Genomic DNA, 19,041 nt, shown 5'->3' on the forward strand with positions numbered 1-19,041 from the left:
TGTGAGTGAGAGGGAAATCGTGGAGGAGAAGGTTTTGAAAAAGGAAAGTCAGATTCCCTCTAGTCGAGAGAATCTACGTCCATGCCTGTGGTTGGGTATGCCGAAAGAGAATCCATTCGGTATCCACCAGCGCGGTTACGGCTTTTTGCCATTTGTTCCGCAAATTCCACAGTGAATCTTGTCCACGGGATTGCTTTGAGCCTAGCGAGAGGGATTTTTTTCTTGGTCCCTTCACAGATCCCATAGGTTCCGTTTTCAATTTTCTCTAACGCCAGTTCAATCTCGCGTAGAGTCTCAATTTCGTTTTCTGTCAAAACAGAAGTGAGCGCTTCTGAGTTGAGTTCGGATGCGATGTCTGCAATGTCTCCCATTTCCTTAAGGCCAGAAGGAGAGCTCGTGTCTTCCCACTGGTTGAGTTTGATGAGAAGAGATTCTTTTTTCTCTTGGAGGAGCTCACGCACCTCTTCGATGAACTTCTTGTCGACTCCCTTCTCGGCGGAGGATTTTGCAGCTGGTTTCGGCATCTTATTCCTTAGACTTTGGATTCCTTGTGATCCGTATGGGATTTGCAAAATTTGCAATATTTTTTTGTCACAAGTTTTTCCGACTTCGTCTTTTTGTTCTTAGTCTGGAAGTAATTTGACCGCCCAGGTATCGCACATGGGACACAGGTTAGTTTTATGATTTCTCTCATAATTTATGCCATGACGTACCGACCCCATATATAGTCAATTCACAATAGCGGGTTTTTTCGGTTCCTTTCGAAAATAGGTCGCAAAAAGGCTTCCGAGGAGTGAATGCGTGAGACTCGACAAGGCACTCGGAATTGCCGTGTTTGGATCGAGAAAATGGGTCTTGGCAAGCACCGCTCCAAGCCCTGAATTTTGCATCCCTACTTCAATCGAAATGGTTTGTGAGATCTTTGCATCCCGAGTGAGGACCCAAGCAAATAACCCGCCCAGTCCAAACCCACCTAAATGCAAACAAACCACAGCAAAAAAGATGCGATAGTCTGAAGACAGAATGGTTTCCTTCCCGCTGGCAATGATTGAGGCCACGATCATCGCAATGAGGAGTACAGAAAGTACGGGAAATAGGTCTTTTGTTGTTTCCGTGACACTCGGGAAAAAGGATTTGAAGAAGATACCGAGTCCTACGGGTACTAGGATCACTTGGAAGGTGGTGAAAACAAGTCCCCACCTATCAATCTCTAACCGACTGCCTATGAAATAAGCCACAAGAAAAGGTGTGAAAAGAATCCCAAGAATGGTGGAGACTGATGTGAGTGTGACACTGAGTGGGACATTCGCCTTTGCCAGAAACGTGATCACATTGGATGCCGTTCCCCCGGGACAACAAGAAACAAGGATGAGTCCCACGGCAAAGGCTTCTGGCAAATGGAACCAATACCCTAACAGATAACCTAACAAAGGCATAACGGAATATTGTAATGCAGTTCCGATGAGAATGGGTTTTGGTTGCCTGAAAATTCGAAGGAAATCCTCTACTTCCAAGGAAAGCCCCATCCCAAGCATGATGAGTCCTAAACTATAAGTGATCCATGGCCCTTTGAACCAAACAATCCATTCTGGAATGAATAAACCAAGACCCGCAATAAAGAGTAAAACGAGAGGGAAGGCATTTACAATTTGTTTGGAGAACTCACGTAACATAAGTTTATTTTAAGGATCCATATGCTTGTCTCTGCATGTTACGATCCAAATATCCATAATCCCTGTATTTGTCCTTCTATGGGAATCAGAGGGTCTCACTTGGAAATGATCACCAAGCTCATAATATAAATACAACCCCTCCCCTCCCTTACACTTTTTCCAAGTAAGATTGTAAATGGGTTTTCACACGTTGGATGTGTTCTTTCTCAATTCCAATATGGGGTGCCATACGAAGCCTACCCAATCGGACAGCTGTGATGATACCATTCCCTTTGAGATGTGCCTGAATGGCTTCTGGTTGGAATTTTTTTGGGTCCTTGTGCCCTGTGATCGCAAGGATTCCTGTTTTGACATGGGGGAACAAATCTGATTCCAAGGTAAATCCTAACTCATGTAATTCGTCCTTTAACATTCCTGCCACTTCGTAAATCCTTTCCTGCACCCGCTCGAAACCAAGTGTGGATAACATTTTGAGAGAAGCAAAAAAATAAATCCAATCGTTAAAATTGATTGTACTCTGTTCGAATTGTTCGGCGGCAGGTTTCCATTCGTCGCGATAAGGAAAATAATTGGAATCGTTCACCACACTTGCTTGTCCCTTAAATACCAATTGGAAACCTTTGGATTCTTCTTTGGAAATGTAAATCACGCCAAGCCCCAATGGACCAAGTAACCACTTCCAAGCGGCAAAGGCACAAAAGGCAACTTTGATTTTAGAGAAATCCAATGGGATATGCCCAACGGCTTGGCTTCCATCGATGACAAGTTTTGTACCAAAGGTTTCACAAAGTCTAGAAACCGCATCCATATCAAAAACAACACCCGTACACCAATGAACAGGCGATAGGCTAAGGAGATAGACATCCTTTTTTTCTAATTCTATTTTTAGGTTTTTCAAAAACTCATCGGGAGTATTCCCTACTTTCACAAATGAAAGAGTGACACCTTTGGATTGCCAATGTTCCCAAGGGTATACATTACTTGGGTATTCGTTTTCCAACACAAGGATTCGTTTTCCTTTGGGGATATGGATGCTATGGGAATAAAAATTCATCCCCTCACTTGTGTTATGTACAATTCCAATCTCTGTGGGATCACAATGTAAAATTTGAGAGAGGTAAGTTCGAATTTCTTTTTTGATAAAAGGTTCGGAGAAATTAGGAGTAAAGATCCCAGATTTTGCATACTCCTGGAAGTAAACATTCATCATCTCGATGGCATAGGTAGACATGGGAGTGGTCCCACAATAGTTCAACCAAACGGATTCTTTTTGTACGGGGAAATACTCGGATATGCCGTCCCAGTTTGGGAAAGGGGGAAAGGAAGGGAAAACAGAGGGAGATTCAGACATGTAAAATTAGAAATATCTGAAGCGACAGAAGAGAAAAGTAAAAAAAAATGGGACCGTGCAATCTTCTCAGATTTACCTGTCCCGCTCTGCCTTTAGCCATAATATTGCCCTTTTTCGTAAACTCATTGGTCCCAAATCGAAATTCACTGCAGTGGTAAAGTCCAATGCCTATGGGCATGGCCTTCTCGCGACTGCTTCCATTGCCCTCGATGCAGGAGCTGACTATTTAGGGGTGAATTCATTAGAAGAAGCACTTTCCATTCGCCGTGTTTTTTCGAAGGCCACCATTCTCATTATGGGAAGTATCCCCCATCTGAAAGAAAGGGTGGCAGAACTTGCCGATGAAAACTTTTGGGTGATGGTCTCACGAATAGAAGAGATGGAACTGCTCGCAAAACTTTCCCCCACTCCCAAAATCCATTTGAAAGTGGACACAGGGATGAGTCGTCTTGGAATCCCACACCAAAATGCGGAAGTGATCGCCAAGGAAATTGCAGAGAAAAAACTCCCACTCACAGGTATCGCCACGCATTTTGCAAGTACCGAAGATTTTACCGAACACAGCCATTCCATGTTACAATTGGGGAATTTCCAAGATACCATTGATACATTCGCTAAACACGGGTTTATCGATCTGATTTGCCATTGTGCATCCTCAGCGTCTGCCATGTTGTTTTCGGAAGCAAGGATGGACCTTGTGCGGGTTGGGATTTCTTTATATGGACTTTGGCCAAGTCTTGAAACCAAACTCTCTTTATCTTTAATGAAAAAAGATGTAGGGATGTTAAAACCAGCACTCACTTGGAAAACCCAAATCCAACACATCCAAAATTTGAATCCAGGTACCTTTGTGGGTTATGGATCCACTTTTAAAACCACACATGAAACAAGGCTTGCTGTCGTTCCTGTAGGTTATTACGAAGGGCTTGATCGAAAATTATCGAACCATGGTTATATGTTGGTCCATGGAGAACGTGCCAAAATTTTAGGTAGGATCTGTATGAATATGACAATGCTTGATATTACCCATATCCCCGATGCTAAAATTGGAGATGATGTTGTGATTATTGGGAAATCAGGCAATGAAATGATTTCTGCTGATGACCATGCCACTTGGACCGGTACCATCAATTATGAAGTGGTGACAAAAATTTTGGGATCCTTCCCTCGTATCATAGAAGACTAGAGGACCTTATGTCAGAAAGACAAACTTACAATTGGAAAAATCACAGACTCACTTACGTTAGGCATAAATCCCTCAATCCAAAATCCAAGGAAACCATTGTTCTCGTGGGGGGATGGTGTTCTGCCGCTGGATATTGGGGACTGAACATTCCTTTTTTTCGAACCTTGGGAGATGTCATTGAACTGGACTTAGTCGGACATTACCCTGCAGAAATATTTGACCAAAAAAAAGGGCTCACCCTTCAAGATTTTTTAGAAACCCAAGCCCAAGGAATCTGGGCTAGTGCGGGTGAAAAAGACATTACCTTAGTGGGGCATTCCACTGGTGGGATGGCTGTCCTTGCCATTGCTTCCCTTTTCCCACAGCGCATCAAACAAGTGATTGCCATTGCTCCTTATGTGCATGGGCCTGTGCCAGGAATTTTAAAGATTGGGGTTGTGGGACTCCGTGCCAATCTCGGAACTTTTTTTGACTTTGGATTTAAAATTGGCAAGTCCCTTCCCAAAGCCTTACAAATTGGATTTTCCTATGGAGTGTATGATTCTACTGCCTTCCACGCAAGAGAAGACATCAAACAATTCTTAAAAGAATACAACCCACAATTTGAATGTTTGAACCCGAGACAAATCCTTATGATCCTTGAGATGCTTGACCGCACGGACATTCGTCCCATCGTGTTCGGGAATCAAGTTCCAACTCTCATCATGCGAGGAGAAGAAGACCCGATCATCCCAGGAAAGGATGTGATGGAACTGGAACGAACCACACCTCATGTCAAAGCGGTTTTGTTTTCACAATGCGGACATTTTGTACACATGGAAAAACAAAAAGCAGCAGAGAAGGTGATGAAAGATTTTATTGTGATGAAAAAATCATCCACCACTAAAAAATCGTTTTTTTAAATTCAAAACTTACGATGGTTGAGGCTTGGTAAGGTATTTCGGATCTCGGAAAGTTTTTCCATTTCCATGGTAGCAATCGCAAACCCTTCTTCGTGATCTAACTCTGCCAATATTTCCCCCCAAGGGGAAATGATGAGCGAATGGCCAAAGGTCTTTCGTTTTCCATGTGGGTCGTGGGTTCCTGTTTGGCCTGGTGCCAAAACATACATTAAATTTTCAATCGCCCTTGCCCGAAGGAGGACATGCCAGTGAGCCTCGCCTGTCGGAACCGTAAATGCCGCCGGCAAAAAACACAAATCAACCCCTTGTTTGGATAAGGCTCGAAAGAGTTCAGGGAAACGAAGGTCATAACAGATGGCAGAAGAAATCTTTCCATATTCGGTTTGGATGACTTCTGGGACTTTTTCCCCACTCTCTGTATGATTGGATTCTTTGTATGGGAATCCGTCCCCCACAACAGCATCAAACAAATGGACTTTGTGGTAACGGAAGACCTCTTCTCCTTTGGGATTGATCATGACAGCGGTATTGAAAACCTTTCCTGAGGGAGCCTTTGTCGGGAAGCCTCCTCCTAAGAGGTAGATTCCAAGTTCACTTGCTGTTTCTTTTAAAAACAAAATGGTTTCGTCTTCGATTTGGCCAAGTAAACTTTGTTTTTCCGATTCACTTCCCATAAAGGAAAAATTTTCAGGTAACCCAATGACCTTGGCACCCGCACGCGCCGCCTCCTCCACAAATTGCCTACACTTGGTTAGGTTATTTGAAACTCTTGCGGTACTTGTGACTTGCACAACGGCGGCTTTAAAATTCATTATCATAAATGAGGACTTTTATGAACCACCAATCAGAAAAAATCAATCATATCTTAGAGGCACTTCCTTATTTAATCAATTACTCAGGAAAAACCATCGTCATCAAATATGGTGGAGCGGCCATGGTGGAAGAAGAACTCAAGGCTTCATTTGCCGAAGACATCGTATTACTCAAATATTTAGGAATCAATCCAGTCGTGGTCCATGGTGGTGGACCAGAAATCAACTCTCTCATCAAATCTCTGAACCTCAATACACAGTTCATCCGTGGCCACCGTGTGACGGATGAGGCCACAATGGAAGTGGTGGAGATGGTTCTCACGGGAAAAGTGAACAAACAAATTGTTTCCCTCATCCAAGAAAAAGGGGGAAAACCCGTTGGCCTTTCAGGAAAGGATGGTGGCCTTGCCATTGCTGAAAAATACTTAATGGAAGTGGAAGCTGAAGATGGCAAATCCCAAAAAATTGATTTGGGCCTTGTGGGAGAGATCACATCGGTTGATCCCAATATCATTCTCACCTTACAACGAGAAGGTTTTATCCCCATCATCTCACCGGTTGCCATGTCAAAAGAAGGACAAACTCTCAATATCAATGCCGATACCATGGCAGGGGCCATTGCCCAAGCACTCCATGCAGACAAACTCATTTTACTCACTGACACTCCAGGGATCCTCATCGATGGCCAATTGGTTACGGGTCTCAAAAAAGTAGACATCCATGGTTATATAAAAACTGGACAGATCTCTGGAGGCATGATACCAAAAGTAGAGTGTTGTTTGGGAGCGATTGATTCTGGAGTCAAACGCGCTCACATCATCGATGGTCGAGTGCCCCATTCCGTCTTAATTGAAATTTTGACAAACCAAGGGATTGGCAGTTTGATTGAACAAGGATAGATTTGGATGCCCACAAAATTACTCACTTTAAGTCTGATCTCTGACATTACGAGTCGCATCAATTCCCAAGAAGACCTAAATACCCTTCTTAGTGAAATTATGGGGATCACTCGCGATGTGTTACAAACAGAGGGGTCTTCCTTATTACTCTATGACAAAGAAAATGATCAGTTGGTTTTTAATACTACGAGTGGACTCAAAGAAGAATCTCTTGCTCACCTAACAGTACCAAGAGGGAAAGGGATCGCGGGTATGGTACTCGAAACTCTCAAACCTGAAATTGTGAATGATGCTGCCAATGACCCAAGGATCTTTAAGGCCATCGACCAAAAGGTTGGGTATGTGACTCGGAACTTAATTTGTGTACCGATGGTGGCACAAGGGGAAGTGCAAGGTGTACTCGAAGCAGTCAATTCTCTCGACAACCGCGACTTCAACCAAACAGACATTAAAATATTACGTTATCTATCCAACTTGGCGGCCATTGCAGTCAAAAATCGACTACTCATCGACAATTTAAACCTTCGCGCCAACGAATTGAATTGCCTGTTCCAAATTTCACAAGCACTTGCCAATATCCAAAGTTCAGACGAATTTATGGACCTTGCTGTCAAAACCATCTCCGAAGTGCTACAAGTGGATCGGGTTTGTTTGAACTTTGAAAAAATTGAAAAACGAGGTCTACCCCGTTCGAAATCCAAAGGATTTTCCGATCAAATCCATGATGAGGATGTCGTGGCATTACTTTTCAATGACCGATCGGATTGGATGTATAAAGGATTTAAAATCATCACCGCAAGTTCTCCCCAAGGCATGCAACTCACACACAAAGGACTTTTCCAACACAGTATGATTTTATTCCCCATTCTAAAAAACAAAGAATGGTTAGGTTCTCTCGTAGTCTCCGACAAAACCTCTCGCACTCGTTTTGACGAGATGGACATCCGTATCCTTAGGACTCTCACAAACCAAGTCGGAGAAGCATACACTGCCTTACAAGTGAAGATCCAAAGTGAACGTTTGAAAAACATTGATCGTGACATGCAAGTCGCAGCCATGATCCAAAAACATTCACTTCCGATCATTCCGAAACAATACTCACTTTTGGAATTTGATACTTACTACCAAGCGTCCCGCGAGATCGGGGGTGACTTTTACGATATGGTGGTACATGGTAAAGATGAAGTATCTGTCATCATTGCCGATGTTTCGGGAAAAGGAACACCTGCCGCACTCTTTATGGAATTTTCCAAAACTGTTTTGCAACAAGAAGTTTCCAAAACCACATCCACAAGTGAAGCACTCTTCAATGCAAACGAGATCCTACAAGACAAATCGGGTTTCCTCATGTTTGTCACGGCGATGCTTGTGCGAATCAACATGACAAAAAAAGAATTAACCTATTCATCTGCTGGTCACAATTTACAAATCATTTATCGTAAAAAACACCATAAGATCCAACATCTTTCTGGCAAAGGCCAACCCATGGGGATCGGGAAATGTGAGTTTTCCGAACACACTGTGAGTTATTTACCGGGTGATTTACTCGTACTGTATACGGATGGTGTCACAGAAGCGATGAATCTGAAAGAAGAACTCTTTTCAGAAGAACGGTTAGAGTCTGTGATTTTATCTCATATCAACGACCCACCAGAAGTGATCCGACAAGCCATTCTACAAAAAGTAAGTGAATTTGTGGGAGAAGCAGAACCACATGATGACCTTTCTCTCTTTATCATCCGTCTAAACTAAGGATAAGGAGATTTTATGAAACGCATTCTATATGCAATGGCAGTGTTTTTGCGACTGGACAAACTGCACAAAGCGATGTTAGATGCTGTCATCGAAACACGAGTCAAAAACGCACTCCAAACATCTGACAAATTACGCAAAGAACAAGACAGGTTACGAGAAAAAGAATTCCGCAAACAATTGGAAGACCTGCAAAACAACCATAATAGTAGTTTTGAAAATTATAAATTGGAAACGGAAAATTTAATCCGTATCTTCAAAAACCAAATCCTGGTTGAAAAAAAAGAAGTTTTAAAAGAACGCGAAGTGGTGAAAGAAATGCAAAGGCAAGCCATGATCCGCGAAAACAGATTCCAACATTATATTTTACGATTCAAAGAGATCCTGTTTGTGAATAAAAAGGTTGTGGAATCCATCCAAAGTTTGGTAAAAGTGGAATCCAACATCGAAGATCTGTTATACGAAATTGATAATTATGATGAAAGTAAATTCATCAAAAAACCAGAAATGATTTTGGATACGGAGTTCCTAAAAGAACTCCATAAAAAAGAGGAAGAGATCCGAGACAATATCCTCAAGTTCCAAAAAAAAGTAGAAAACAGCTGATCTGTGAAAGATCAGCTGTTCCATCTGTTAATGGGTAAAATTTTCTATTTTGCTTCTATCTCCGATTGCAAGTTCCTTTTGTTTCCATAGGAAATAAATCGCAGGGTAAACCACAAGTTCCAAAGCAAAACTTGTCACAAGTCCCCCCACCATTGGAGCGGCAATCCGTTTCATTAAATCAGAACCAGATCCTGTAGCCCACATAATGGGCAAAAGTCCAATGAAACCAGATAAAACAGTCATCATTTTAGGACGGATTCTGTGAACAGCCCCATCAACTATGGCCAATTTAAGATCTAATACATTCATCTTATGATTTTTGGATCTTTCTTTTTCATAGGAAAGATCGAGATACATCAGCATAAAGACTCCCGTTTCTGCATCTAAGCCGAGTAGTGCAATGATCCCCACCCAAACTGCAACTGAGATTTGATAATCCAAGAGATACAAAAACCAAAAAGCTCCAATCATCGAGAATGGAACGGCTGTTAATACGATTGCAGTTTTTACAACAGACTTGGTATTGATGTACAATAAAAAGAAAATCAAGACAAGTGTAATGGGAACCACTATCATCATTCGGTTACGTACACGAATGATATTCTCGTATTGCCCACTCCATTCCAAAAATACAGATTTTGGGAGTTGGACTTCTGTATCGACAATGGTTTTCATCCGATCCACAAATCCAAGTAAGTCGGATTCAGTGGTATCAACGTACACATACCCTGTCAAAAATCCGTTTTCATCTCGAATCATGGTAGGTCCAATATTGTAATCTAGAGTCGCAAGAAAACTCAATGGAATATGCCCTCCATTTTGAATAGGGATGAGCACTTTTGAAATCATCTCTAAACTATCTCTATATTCTCTAGGATACCGAATTTGAATCGAATACCTTTCCCTTTTTTCGATGGTAGTTGATATGGTTTCTCCACCTAATGCGGATAATATTGTCTTTTGGATAGCTTCCACAGTGAGTCCGTATTTGGCAGCAAGTTCCCTTCTTATCTTGATATCAATGTAATAACCACCAGATGTCCTTTCTGCAAAAATGGAACGTACTCCTTTTTGATTTTTTAATACCGATTCAATATGAATCCCAACTTCTTGGATTTGTTCCAAATTTTCCCCTTGGACTTTGATCCCAATAGGAGTTCTGATCCCAGTAGACAACATATCGATTCTTGCGCGGATGGGTTGAGTCCAGGCGTTTGAAAATCCTGGAATATCCAACTTCTCATTCATTTCTTTGACTAGGTCTTCTTTAGTGAGGCCAGGCCTCCATTCTGATTCTGGTTTTAATAAAATCACAATTTCAAACATGGAAATTGGAGAAGGATCGGTAGAGGTATCTGCCCGCCCTGCTTTCCCATACACAGAGGAGACTTCTGGAATTTTCGCTAAGGTTTGGTCCATCAGTTTTAGGACTCTTTCTGCTTCTCCAATGCTAATACCTGGAAGAGTGGTTGGCATATAAAGAATGGATCCTTCATTGAGGGGAGGTAAAAATTCGGTCCCCAATCGAAAGTAGACTGGGATGGTGGCTATAAACAACAGAACAGCCGTTAGAATCGTTATCTTTGGATGCACTAACACTTTTTTCACAATCGGTTCATAAAAGGCATACAATCGTTTGCTAATGGGATGGTTTTTCTCCGAATAGTATTTCCCAACAAAGATATGTGTGAAAAGTTTATTGAGTATAGGTGTGAATTTTGTAAATGGATCCATTTTTGTGAATAACATACGAAACGCAGGATCCACGGTGATGGCAAGGATGGCGGCAATTGCCATCGTTACGTTTTTGGAAATTGCCAGTGGACGAAAGAGCCGTCCTTCTTGGTCCACCAAAGTAAAGATGGGAAAAAAAGCCACGGCAATGATGAGGAGTGAAAAAAAGACAGATGGTCCCACTTCGAGTAATGCTTCCAATCGAATCGCATGGAAATCACCAATCCTACCGCTTGCCTCCCACTCTTCTAATTTTTTATAAGCATTTTCCACTTCTACAATGGCACCATCGACAAGCACACCTATGGACAAGGCAATCCCTGCCAGTGACATCAAATTGGAACCAATGTCTGCCAAGTACATTGGCAAAAACGAAAGTAGAACTGCAATGGGAATGGTTAAAATGGGGACAATGGCAGATGGAATATGCCATAAAAAAATCAGGATAATGATTGATACGACAATGATCTCCTCCGTTAATTTTTCTTTTAACAACTGAATCGTTTCTTTAATGAGCACCGAACGGTCGTAAACTGGTATGATCTTTAATCCTTTTGGTAATGAAACTTCGATGGATTTGATTTTCTCTTGGATGGACTCAATCACCTTCAGAGCATTTTCACCATGCCGCATGATGATAATCCCTGAGACCTTATCACCTTCGCCGTTCCAATCACCAACACCCCGACGGAGGTCTGGCCCATCCACAATCTTTGCCACTTGGGACAAATAAATAGGGGTTCCAGAAGGACTTGCCCCTAAAGAAATTTGTTCGATATCTTCCTTGGACTGTACATAACCTCGCACCCGGATCATGTACTCTGCCCCTCCAATTTCGAGTAACCTAGCCCCTACATCATCATTCGATTTGCGAACCGTATCAATGACTCTGTCCATATCGATTCCAAAGATCTGTAACTTTAAAGGATCAATTTGGATTTGGTATTGTTTTTTAAAACCACCAACCGTTGCAACTTCTGCAACACCAGGAACAGAATTGAATAGATACTTCAACTTAAAATCTTGATAAGACCGAATCTCCGCCAAATCCATTTGGTTTGTTTCATCGACCAAAACATATTGGTACACCCAACCAACACCTGTTGCATCGGGGCCAAGACTTAAATTCACTCCCGTTGGTAAATTGTTTTGTAACTGGGAAATGTATTCATTGACCCTCGAACGAGCCCAATACAAATCCGTGCCATCTTCGAAGATAACATACACAAACGAATATCCGAAATCAGAGAAACCTCGGATTCCTTTTACCTTTGGAGCACCGAGTAACGATCTGACAATGGGATAAGTAACTTGGTCTTCAATGATATCGGGACTCCTGTCCCACTTGGAATAAATGATCACTTGTGTGTCGGACATATCTGGCAGAGCATCAAGAGAAATGTTTTTCATCGCAAATATTGATAAAAACACAAGAAAAAGGGTGATGGTAATGACCAAATATCGGTTGTTTGCTGAAAATTTAATGATTGTGTTGATCATTGTTTTCTCCACCTAACTTTAGTTTTGATTCGGAATCCAAAAGAAAACTTGCTTTGGAAACAATTTCATCATTTTCTTCGAGTCCTTCGATGACTTCTACCCATTCCGATGAAGTAAAACCAGTTTTGATTTTTTTGGGGACAAATTGATTTAGTCCAGCTTTACGATAAACTAAATCAGATTTTCCTGTCGGTAAAATGGATTCTTTTGGAATACGTAATACATTCAATTTTTGGATTTCATACGCACCTTGGACATACATCTGAGGTTTGAAAATATTTGTTGTATCGATTACTTCACACCAAACAGCAAGTGTACGAGTTTCTTCACTGATTAGATTCCCTATGGCTACGATTCTTGCAGACATCGGGAGACTTGGATCTGAAGTATTGGTCAGTTCAATTTTTTTCCCCACTTTCAGATAAGAACTGTCATTTTCGTACACCTGAAATACAAGTAAGGAAAATTTTCCTGACTTACCTGTTAAAAACAAATCCGTATTCTTAGAAAGGACATAGTTTACTTGTGAATCACTTAATCCTAATTTGGCGAATTTCAACCTAATTCCTTTTTTTAAATCTTTGCCCCACTCTCCATCACTTGGAATCGATTTATACTCATTCACTGTTGCAAAAATTTCAGGATCATAAGCGACTTGACCGCTAAGATTGATGGATTTACGAATTTCTCCTTTTGCCACGATGACCGTATCTAAATTCAAAATTGATTGTTTGTTCTCAGATAAATTTAATCCTGATCCGAGGTTCGTTTTTTTCTCATCCTCATTTGCCTTATGAATGGCATGATTAGATCCATCAGAGTCTTCTTCTTTTTTGACAAGTTGCATGCCACAAATCGGACATTCTCCTGGATGGTCCATTTCAATCTGCGGGTGCATCGGACATGTGTACACCTCTTTATGGTTATGTGATGTTTCTCCACATGAAACCATAAAGAGTGCAAAAATCAAACTGACGAGTATTAACGTTTTAGTCTTCATATTTTCCTCCTTCTGGAAGTAAGTGATTGGTAAGTTGTAATAATTTTAAAACCGAAGCCCATCTTCGGAATTGGATTTGGTGCAATTGAGATTGTAATTCCAATGTTTCAACAATGAGATCGTAACTTTCACCGAGTGCAGATTCTCCTTTCGAATAGGAAGAAAGAGATGTTTTGACATTCTTTTGTAAGGTTGGTAGAAGACTACTTTGGAAGTTCTTTAATCGTTCCAAATTCCCTCGCCAAGATTCAATGGTAGCTTGGTATTCGGATTGGATTCGTTTTCTTTCTTTTTCTTTTTCCTTTTGTAACCTAGTGATTTTTAAGGCATTGGATTGGTTTAAATCATCTACTTTCGACAGAGACCAAACGGGCAAACGAACCGTAACACCAGCACTCCAAAGGTCCCCCGCATACTCTGGATTGTCCATGATGGCGACATTGAGTGGGCCACTATCCAATAAGAAAGGTTTTCGTCGCCTTTCCATATAACTGATAAAAACCTCAAAGTCTGGGAAATGTAGGATTTCATCCTTTTTGGATTCCTGGATTGCCTTTACCTGGTTTGCTTCCGCATATTGAATGATCGGAATTTGCGAAATTGTCAATTGAGTTAACTCTTGTTCGATGAATTTCTCTTTATTAGATAGATACTCTATGATTTCCTCTTCCTTTATTGGATTAGTATCAATGTGGTTTCCATAAAATTCTAACGATTGTTTCAGCTCTTTTAAAACAATGTTTCTTTCAATGATTTTATCTTTGATCTTCTCAATTGCATTATTTGTCTTTAAAACATTGGAAAGCTTAAACTGATTTGTTATGTATTGGCTAGATTCCAGTTTTACTTTTGTGCGCAATTGTTTTTGTAAATTTTCTAAATCAAACAATTCTCTCTCAATCGCTGCGATAGAAAGAACAAGCTCAAAATAAGATTTCAGAAACTCATTTTGGATCCAAACGCCACTCCAATAATCTAATTCAGATTCAGATAACAAAATTCGTTTTTCTAAATCCAATTTCCCCGGGAAAGGTATTTCCTGCGAAATGGAATATTCTTTACCTGTCATACCGGGTGTATCAGGCCTTGCTCGATCCGTATTCAAACCAGAACGATAAGGATAGGACCTGTAAGAAAATCCAATTTTAGGATCTGGATAAACATCAGCATGTTTCGATCTAAATTCTTTTTCTTTAGCTTCTAAAAACTTAAGTGAAACTTCTGGATGTGTTTTTAAAATTTCATTAATTTTTCCCTCAATGTTCTTTTTGCCTTCTCCGAAAATTGATCCGGAAAAACAATAAATAATAATTGTATATAATAATATATGAATGTTATGAATTCTCATAAAAATCTCCTATTTTTGATATAAAAAAAGGTATTTTTAAATGAGGAGTTTGATTGTTTTTTGGTGGATTTGAGTGTGACTTTGTAAAACGAAAGATAGGTGATGGTTTGTTTGGAACACAAATGAATCAGAATTGAGGTCCAGTGTAGGCACCAAAACTATGAATGCTTGGCTCAAACGAAGGAGGTTCACAAACTCCAATTGATTGGATGAATCTTCAGCTTTAGATACTTCTAAACATTGACAAACATCCGATTGAGTTTCTGGCTTTCCTTCCTCGGAAGTTTGATGGCAGGGGAAAACAACTGGATCTGTGACACTTTGGCTTACGACCTTGTCCAAAAAGATACTTTTTGGACAATTGACTATTCCTGTAGCACAAATGAAAACGAAGGCAAAGGCGAGGAGTAAAACGATACTAATCGTTTTCTTAGCCCTTCTGTTATATATTCCCTTACGTTTCATTCTAAGTTTTAGACCAAATCTCATCCTGAATGGACTACAAAAAAAAGTCAATACGATTTAAACTTTCGCCTTCATCGAATTCGGTTGGCCCGTGGAAGCAAGGAGTGCTCGCCATAACGTACTCCGCTCTGGCCTAAGTACCTTTCGTTCTGCAATCGCCAAAGAAATGGGCATCACCGTAAACACATTGTTCCAAATCCCGACCACACATCCTGTACGACCTGCAAACGCAGCGTGCACGGCATTTTGAGCTAGGAATCCACAAAACACGGAATCTTCCGCATTGGCAGGCACGGAACGAATGATGTAACTCGGGTCAATGTATTTTAGATTCAGTGCCACACCTTCTTTTTGAAAGTATTCGGTGATTTTATCTTTGATGTATACACCAACGTCCGCCAACTTCTTGTTACCCGATCTATCTTTTTCTCCCTTGTCTTCGAAGTACTTTTGCCCTGCCCCTTCGGCGATGATGACAACCGCATGGCCTCGTCTCTGCACTCTGTCTTTTAAAACAGGCAGAAAAGCACCCTCTCCTTCTAAATCAAAATCAAGTTCAGGGATGAGGACAAAGTTTACATTCTTAGAAGCCAAAGCAGAATTCACAGCAATGAATCCGGAGTGGCGCCCCATCAGTTTCACAAGACCAATCCCATTCGGTGCTCCTTTTGCTTCTTCATGGGCGCAGTTCACAGCTTCCACCGCCTTACTAAAGGCTGTCGAAAATCCAAATGTTTTTTGGACATAATTGATATCGTTGTCGATGGTTTTGGGAATGCCTACGATGGCGATGTCTTCCTTTCGTTTTTTCACTTCTTCTTGGATGGCTTGGGCTCCGCGTAAGGTCCCGTCCCCTCCGATACAAAACAACATCTTCACACCATATAAAAACAAAGTATCGACCATCTCTTCAATCTTCTGATTGCCCCTGGAAGACCCAAGGATGGACCCACCAAAATTCATGATATGAGCCACCTTATCAGGAGTGAGTTCAATGGGCCTATGTCCAAATTTTTTCACTAACCCTTCATACCCAAAAGGGAATCCGAGGATCCTCGGTACTTTATAACGATAGTGCAATTCCATCACAAGTGCTCGGATCACATCATTGATCCCAGGGCAAAGTCCCCCACAGGTAACGATCCCTGCTGTCACTTCTTCGGGTCGAAAGTAGATTTTTTCCTTCGGACCGGCTTGTTCAAAGAAAACGGGACTTGTTTCGATGGTTTTTTTTGCATCGTCTGGTCCAGAAAAGATGGTTTGGAAGAGCACAACCGAATTGTCTTCTGTCCAGTAGTCATACCCCGCTGGGTTTGGGAAGGTACAAGGTCCAAATTGTTCTACTTTTGTATCGTTTTCATTCATCGGTCTCACTTATAACAAAAAAAGACAGAGAAGAAAGCAAATTTCATTGCCAAACAAAGGAAAATCAGACAGAAATGCTTTTAGATGCTAAAAAAGATCACTCTCATCTTCTTTCTCGTAACTTCTGCGAGCCTGACTGTTTTAGCGCAAGGTTTACCGTTTTTCTCAAGTTATTCCTTCACCGATCCACGTTCTTCTCTTTTCCAAGTAGGCGGGTCGCATAACGGAAATTTGGCGATTTTAATTCCATTTCGGTTCCCAAAAGAACTTGAGTTGGGTTCCAATTCTGTTTTTTCCAAATCAAACGATCCCATGGCTGGGATTCAGATTTTTTCTCCTATCATACCTTTTTCCTCAGTCAATCCATACCGCAACCCTGAAGGCAATTTTGATGTCAGGCCAGAACGTTCCAACGGAGCTTTACTCTCTTACCAACCCAATGTCACGTATGTGTATTATCGCAATGGGTTCACCTTTGACTTAGGTCTCAGTATGGGCATGTCTCTCAACCAAGGTTCGAGTGGTTATGTAGATGTTGCAGAATCTCGAGTGCGAATCAAATACCGCCTCAATCGTAATTTATTTTCCTTTATCAAAAATTCCCGTTGGGAATTATTTTTGCAACTCTCCGAATTACACCGGTTTGACGCAACAGAATACACCAACCGATTTAATTCCTCTATCCGTGCCCAAGAACCATCTCGCACGAACTTTGTGGGTAGACAAGTCTACGTCACACCAGGGATCAGCATCTCCAATAGTAACCTCTCCTTTGAAGGGATGGTGCGAGTGCCGATCAATGCCAGAGAAGCTGGTCGCACACTCGACGAACTTTGGGCACCTGAGATCCAAGGGAACTTAGGACTTAAGTACTACATGCCAGTCACCCCTTCCCGTTCGAATTGACGGACAAATTTCCAAGTCCCTTACCAGTATTGGAAACATTTCAGAAAATCACCTAACCTGGGTTCATTGCTTTTTTCGGGGCGCCTCGAATTCGTTAGTTGATAAACACTTAATCTAAGAACGACCGCGCTTTCCGCTCCAATCTTTCCAATTGATACTTAGATCAAAATACTTACAGAAATGGAAAGGTTTTCCGCTGCAATCGCTACTTCGACAGGTTGCTCAGTATAAATGGCGCGAGGGGGTTTTGGTGGCTAAATCTATTAAAAAAAACTTGAAACCGCTGAATGAATCATTTCTATTAGCCATACCTAATATATGAAACAACAAGGAACAATACTGATCATTGCATTCGCTACATTCATGTGCAAATCATTAACCTTAAGCGAGAAAGACAAAGCCTTCTATAACTCTTATTACAAATATTGTCTTGAATCCAATGAATTAGAAATAAAAAGTGTTAACGATAGTAAATATAATTCCTGTCTTGCCGATGCTGTCTTAAATAACCGAAAACAATTGATAGATCGTATTCTTTCTCAAAAACCAAACGTAAATTATCATGATCGAAATGGATTTACAGCGCTGTATTATGCTGCTTTTTTTGGTGAATTTGATCTAATGCAAAAATTGATTTCCTTGGGTGCAAATAAAAGCCTTATCTTTAATGGAAAAAATATTCAAGAAATTTATAATGATAAATATTTAGAAAAGGATAATGAGCCATATTTGGAGGAAAACACAGCAGGATTATTGAAACCTTTCCCAAAAGTACATTTACAATTAAGAGATCTTTATCCTCAAAAATTCAAAGATTTAAAATCGAATAGAATTGTTTTACTTAAATTAAAAATATTCAAAAATGGAAGAGTTGATTCAGTTGAGGTTTTAAATAAGGACATTGAACAAGAATTCATTGATTCAGCATTCATTATTCTCTCAAGAACTACATTCTCACCTGGAGTATATAAGAACAAAAATGTGAATTGTATCCACACAATTCCAATTAACTTCAGTATGGATGAAGAGGAAGATTGAAATTTTTTGATTAAAATACTCTTCGCATAACATCAATATACCACGAGGATTCTATCAAATTAATTTGATACGGGATTTGTTTGATTGGTCAATCGGAAGGTTACTTCCATTAACAATTTTATATGAGAATCGAACCAGACGTTACGAGGAATTTTACGGTTTGAGTGAATGTCGTTTCCAAGACAAATCTACATCCATTTTGGAAATGTTCTCTTTTTTACGAGAGATACGGAATTCATGTTTGTTCCATACGATCATGGTCTCTTCCGTCGGACAACTCACCTCTCCACAACTCACTTCCAAAATTTCCAAATCCGCATCTTGTGGAATTGAAGTATATGTCAAAAGCCACTCGGCGAGTTTTGGATGGAAAGAAAATCCATCGATGAGTTTCCCTGTTGCAACAGATTTCCAACCGTGGCTGTGTGATTGTCCAGAAACTGCCATAAAGATCTCCATTTTCGACCAATCAGCACAAATCATTATCACTATGTAACAATGATT

Annotated in this window: 18 protein-coding genes; 7 read left to right on the forward strand and 11 right to left on the reverse strand. The window is 40.7% G+C overall.

Features of this window, described 5'->3' with window-relative positions; all coding sequences use genetic code 11:
- Positions 1 to 59: 59 nt before the first annotated feature.
- From LEPBI_RS17875 to LEPBI_RS17885, 4 genes are all read right to left on the reverse strand, one after another.
- A complete protein-coding gene (locus LEPBI_RS17875) occupies positions 60 to 524 on the reverse strand; it encodes a TraR/DksA family transcriptional regulator (protein ID WP_012476636.1) in 465 nt (154 codons plus the stop codon).
- A gap of 8 nt (positions 525 to 532) precedes the next feature.
- A complete protein-coding gene (gene rpmG / locus LEPBI_RS18995) occupies positions 533 to 694 on the reverse strand; it encodes a 50S ribosomal protein L33 (protein WP_081431684.1) in 162 nt (53 codons plus the stop codon).
- Between the two features lie 34 nt (positions 695 to 728).
- On the reverse strand, positions 729 to 1,673 hold the full coding sequence (locus LEPBI_RS17880; RefSeq protein ID WP_012476637.1) for a bile acid:sodium symporter family protein: 945 nt from the start codon (positions 1,671 to 1,673) through the stop codon (positions 729 to 731).
- 148 nt (positions 1,674 to 1,821) lie between these two features.
- Positions 1,822 to 3,024 carry an aminotransferase class V-fold PLP-dependent enzyme gene (locus tag LEPBI_RS17885; protein WP_012476639.1) on the reverse strand — a complete coding sequence of 401 codons (1,203 nt, stop codon included), beginning with the start codon at positions 3,022 to 3,024 and terminating at the stop codon, positions 1,822 to 1,824.
- A gap of 55 nt (positions 3,025 to 3,079) precedes the next feature.
- Between LEPBI_RS17885 and alr the strand changes: the two genes are divergently transcribed.
- A complete protein-coding gene (gene alr, locus LEPBI_RS17890; protein ID WP_012476640.1) occupies positions 3,080 to 4,210 on the forward strand; it encodes an alanine racemase in 1,131 nt (376 codons plus the stop codon).
- An 8-nt stretch (positions 4,211 to 4,218) separates the two neighbouring features.
- Complete coding sequence (locus tag LEPBI_RS17895) at positions 4,219 to 5,112, forward strand: alpha/beta fold hydrolase (protein ID WP_012476641.1); 894 nt, start codon at positions 4,219 to 4,221, stop codon at positions 5,110 to 5,112.
- Positions 5,113 to 5,114: 2 nt separating this feature from the next.
- On the opposite strand, the gene LEPBI_RS17900 is transcribed toward LEPBI_RS17895, so the two are convergent.
- On the reverse strand, positions 5,115 to 5,924 hold the full coding sequence (locus tag LEPBI_RS17900) for a carbon-nitrogen hydrolase family protein (protein ID WP_012476841.1): 810 nt from the start codon (positions 5,922 to 5,924) through the stop codon (positions 5,115 to 5,117).
- 20 nt (positions 5,925 to 5,944) lie between these two features.
- Between LEPBI_RS17900 and argB the strand changes: the two genes are divergently transcribed.
- The 3 genes from argB to LEPBI_RS17915 are packed head-to-tail and all read left to right on the forward strand — an operon-like array spanning position 5,945 to position 9,181.
- Positions 5,945 to 6,823, forward strand: coding sequence for an acetylglutamate kinase (gene argB, locus LEPBI_RS17905; RefSeq protein WP_012476842.1), 879 nt, complete (start codon positions 5,945 to 5,947; stop codon positions 6,821 to 6,823).
- Positions 6,824 to 6,829: 6 nt separating this feature from the next.
- Positions 6,830 to 8,575 (forward strand): SpoIIE family protein phosphatase, encoded by a 1,746-nt coding sequence (locus LEPBI_RS17910; protein WP_012476644.1) that lies wholly within the window; start codon positions 6,830 to 6,832, stop codon positions 8,573 to 8,575.
- 15 nt (positions 8,576 to 8,590) lie between these two features.
- The gene (locus tag LEPBI_RS17915; RefSeq protein WP_012476645.1) at positions 8,591 to 9,181 is read left to right on the forward strand and encodes a hypothetical protein; all 591 of its coding nucleotides are present in this window, start codon (positions 8,591 to 8,593) and stop codon (positions 9,179 to 9,181) included.
- Between the two features lie 27 nt (positions 9,182 to 9,208).
- Here the strand turns inward: LEPBI_RS17915 and LEPBI_RS17920 are convergent, their stop codons facing one another.
- Genes LEPBI_RS17920 through LEPBI_RS17940 form a run of 5 tightly spaced genes read right to left on the reverse strand, consistent with a single transcriptional unit; the run spans position 9,209 to position 16,593 of the window.
- Entirely contained in the window at positions 9,209 to 12,415 is a 3,207-nt protein-coding gene (locus LEPBI_RS17920) for an efflux RND transporter permease subunit (protein WP_012476646.1), read from the reverse strand.
- Positions 12,396 to 13,415: a heavy metal-binding domain-containing protein gene (locus LEPBI_RS17925; RefSeq protein ID WP_012476647.1), complete on the reverse strand. Its 1,020-nt coding sequence runs from the start codon at positions 13,413 to 13,415 to the stop codon at positions 12,396 to 12,398. Before LEPBI_RS17925 ends, LEPBI_RS17920 begins: the two co-directional genes overlap by 20 nt.
- Complete coding sequence (locus tag LEPBI_RS17930) at positions 13,405 to 14,763, reverse strand: TolC family protein (RefSeq protein WP_012476648.1); 1,359 nt, start codon at positions 14,761 to 14,763, stop codon at positions 13,405 to 13,407. Before LEPBI_RS17930 ends, LEPBI_RS17925 begins: the two co-directional genes overlap by 11 nt.
- Before the next feature lie 36 nt (positions 14,764 to 14,799).
- The gene (locus tag LEPBI_RS17935; protein WP_012476843.1) at positions 14,800 to 15,228 is read right to left on the reverse strand and encodes a hypothetical protein; all 429 of its coding nucleotides are present in this window, start codon (positions 15,226 to 15,228) and stop codon (positions 14,800 to 14,802) included.
- Positions 15,229 to 15,285: 57 nt separating this feature from the next.
- Complete coding sequence (locus LEPBI_RS17940; RefSeq protein ID WP_012476650.1) at positions 15,286 to 16,593, reverse strand: ATP-dependent 6-phosphofructokinase; 1,308 nt, start codon at positions 16,591 to 16,593, stop codon at positions 15,286 to 15,288.
- An 84-nt stretch (positions 16,594 to 16,677) separates the two neighbouring features.
- On the opposite strand from LEPBI_RS17940, the gene LEPBI_RS17945 reads away from it, so the two are divergent.
- The gene (locus LEPBI_RS17945) at positions 16,678 to 17,499 is read left to right on the forward strand and encodes a hypothetical protein (protein WP_012476651.1); all 822 of its coding nucleotides are present in this window, start codon (positions 16,678 to 16,680) and stop codon (positions 17,497 to 17,499) included.
- 318 nt (positions 17,500 to 17,817) lie between these two features.
- Positions 17,818 to 18,537, forward strand: a complete 720-nt coding sequence (locus LEPBI_RS17950) for an energy transducer TonB (protein ID WP_012476652.1) — start codon at positions 17,818 to 17,820, stop codon at positions 18,535 to 18,537.
- 153 nt (positions 18,538 to 18,690) lie between these two features.
- Here LEPBI_RS17950 and LEPBI_RS17955 read toward each other — a convergent pair whose 3' ends face one another.
- Entirely contained in the window at positions 18,691 to 18,984 is a 294-nt protein-coding gene (locus tag LEPBI_RS17955; RefSeq protein WP_041770254.1) for a hypothetical protein, read from the reverse strand.
- Positions 18,985 to 19,041 lie beyond the last annotated feature (57 nt).

It is taken from the genome of Leptospira biflexa serovar Patoc strain 'Patoc 1 (Paris)' (assembly GCF_000017685.1).
GTDB classification, from domain to species: domain Bacteria; phylum Spirochaetota; class Leptospiria; order Leptospirales; family Leptospiraceae; genus Leptospira_A; species Leptospira_A biflexa.

What these genes read in the sequence shown, in the direction of transcription:
- LEPBI_RS17875 (WP_012476636.1), bottom strand. Translation starts at nt 524, where the DNA reads ATGCCGAAACCAGCTGCAAAATCCTCCGCCGAGAAGGGAGTCGACAAG.
- rpmG (WP_081431684.1), bottom strand. Translation starts at nt 694, where the DNA reads ATGAGAGAAATCATAAAACTAACCTGTGTCCCATGTGCGATACCTGGG.
- LEPBI_RS17880 (WP_012476637.1), bottom strand. Translation starts at nt 1,673, where the DNA reads ATGTTACGTGAGTTCTCCAAACAAATTGTAAATGCCTTCCCTCTCGTT.
- LEPBI_RS17885 (WP_012476639.1), bottom strand. Translation starts at nt 3,024, where the DNA reads ATGTCTGAATCTCCCTCTGTTTTCCCTTCCTTTCCCCCTTTCCCAAAC.
- LEPBI_RS17895 (WP_012476641.1), top strand. Translation starts at nt 4,219, where the DNA reads ATGTCAGAAAGACAAACTTACAATTGGAAAAATCACAGACTCACTTAC.
- LEPBI_RS17900 (WP_012476841.1), bottom strand. Translation starts at nt 5,924, where the DNA reads ATGAATTTTAAAGCCGCCGTTGTGCAAGTCACAAGTACCGCAAGAGTT.
- argB (WP_012476842.1), top strand. Translation starts at nt 5,945, where the DNA reads ATGAACCACCAATCAGAAAAAATCAATCATATCTTAGAGGCACTTCCT.
- LEPBI_RS17910 (WP_012476644.1), top strand. Translation starts at nt 6,830, where the DNA reads ATGCCCACAAAATTACTCACTTTAAGTCTGATCTCTGACATTACGAGT.
- LEPBI_RS17915 (WP_012476645.1), top strand. Translation starts at nt 8,591, where the DNA reads ATGAAACGCATTCTATATGCAATGGCAGTGTTTTTGCGACTGGACAAA.
- LEPBI_RS17920 (WP_012476646.1), bottom strand. Translation starts at nt 12,415, where the DNA reads ATGATCAACACAATCATTAAATTTTCAGCAAACAACCGATATTTGGTC.
- LEPBI_RS17925 (WP_012476647.1), bottom strand. Translation starts at nt 13,415, where the DNA reads ATGAAGACTAAAACGTTAATACTCGTCAGTTTGATTTTTGCACTCTTT.
- LEPBI_RS17930 (WP_012476648.1), bottom strand. Translation starts at nt 14,763, where the DNA reads ATGAGAATTCATAACATTCATATATTATTATATACAATTATTATTTAT.
- LEPBI_RS17935 (WP_012476843.1), bottom strand. Translation starts at nt 15,228, where the DNA reads ATGAAACGTAAGGGAATATATAACAGAAGGGCTAAGAAAACGATTAGT.
- LEPBI_RS17940 (WP_012476650.1), bottom strand. Translation starts at nt 16,593, where the DNA reads ATGAATGAAAACGATACAAAAGTAGAACAATTTGGACCTTGTACCTTC.
- LEPBI_RS17945 (WP_012476651.1), top strand. Translation starts at nt 16,678, where the DNA reads ATGCTAAAAAAGATCACTCTCATCTTCTTTCTCGTAACTTCTGCGAGC.
- LEPBI_RS17950 (WP_012476652.1), top strand. Translation starts at nt 17,818, where the DNA reads ATGAAACAACAAGGAACAATACTGATCATTGCATTCGCTACATTCATG.
- LEPBI_RS17955 (WP_041770254.1), bottom strand. Translation starts at nt 18,984, where the DNA reads ATGGCAGTTTCTGGACAATCACACAGCCACGGTTGGAAATCTGTTGCA.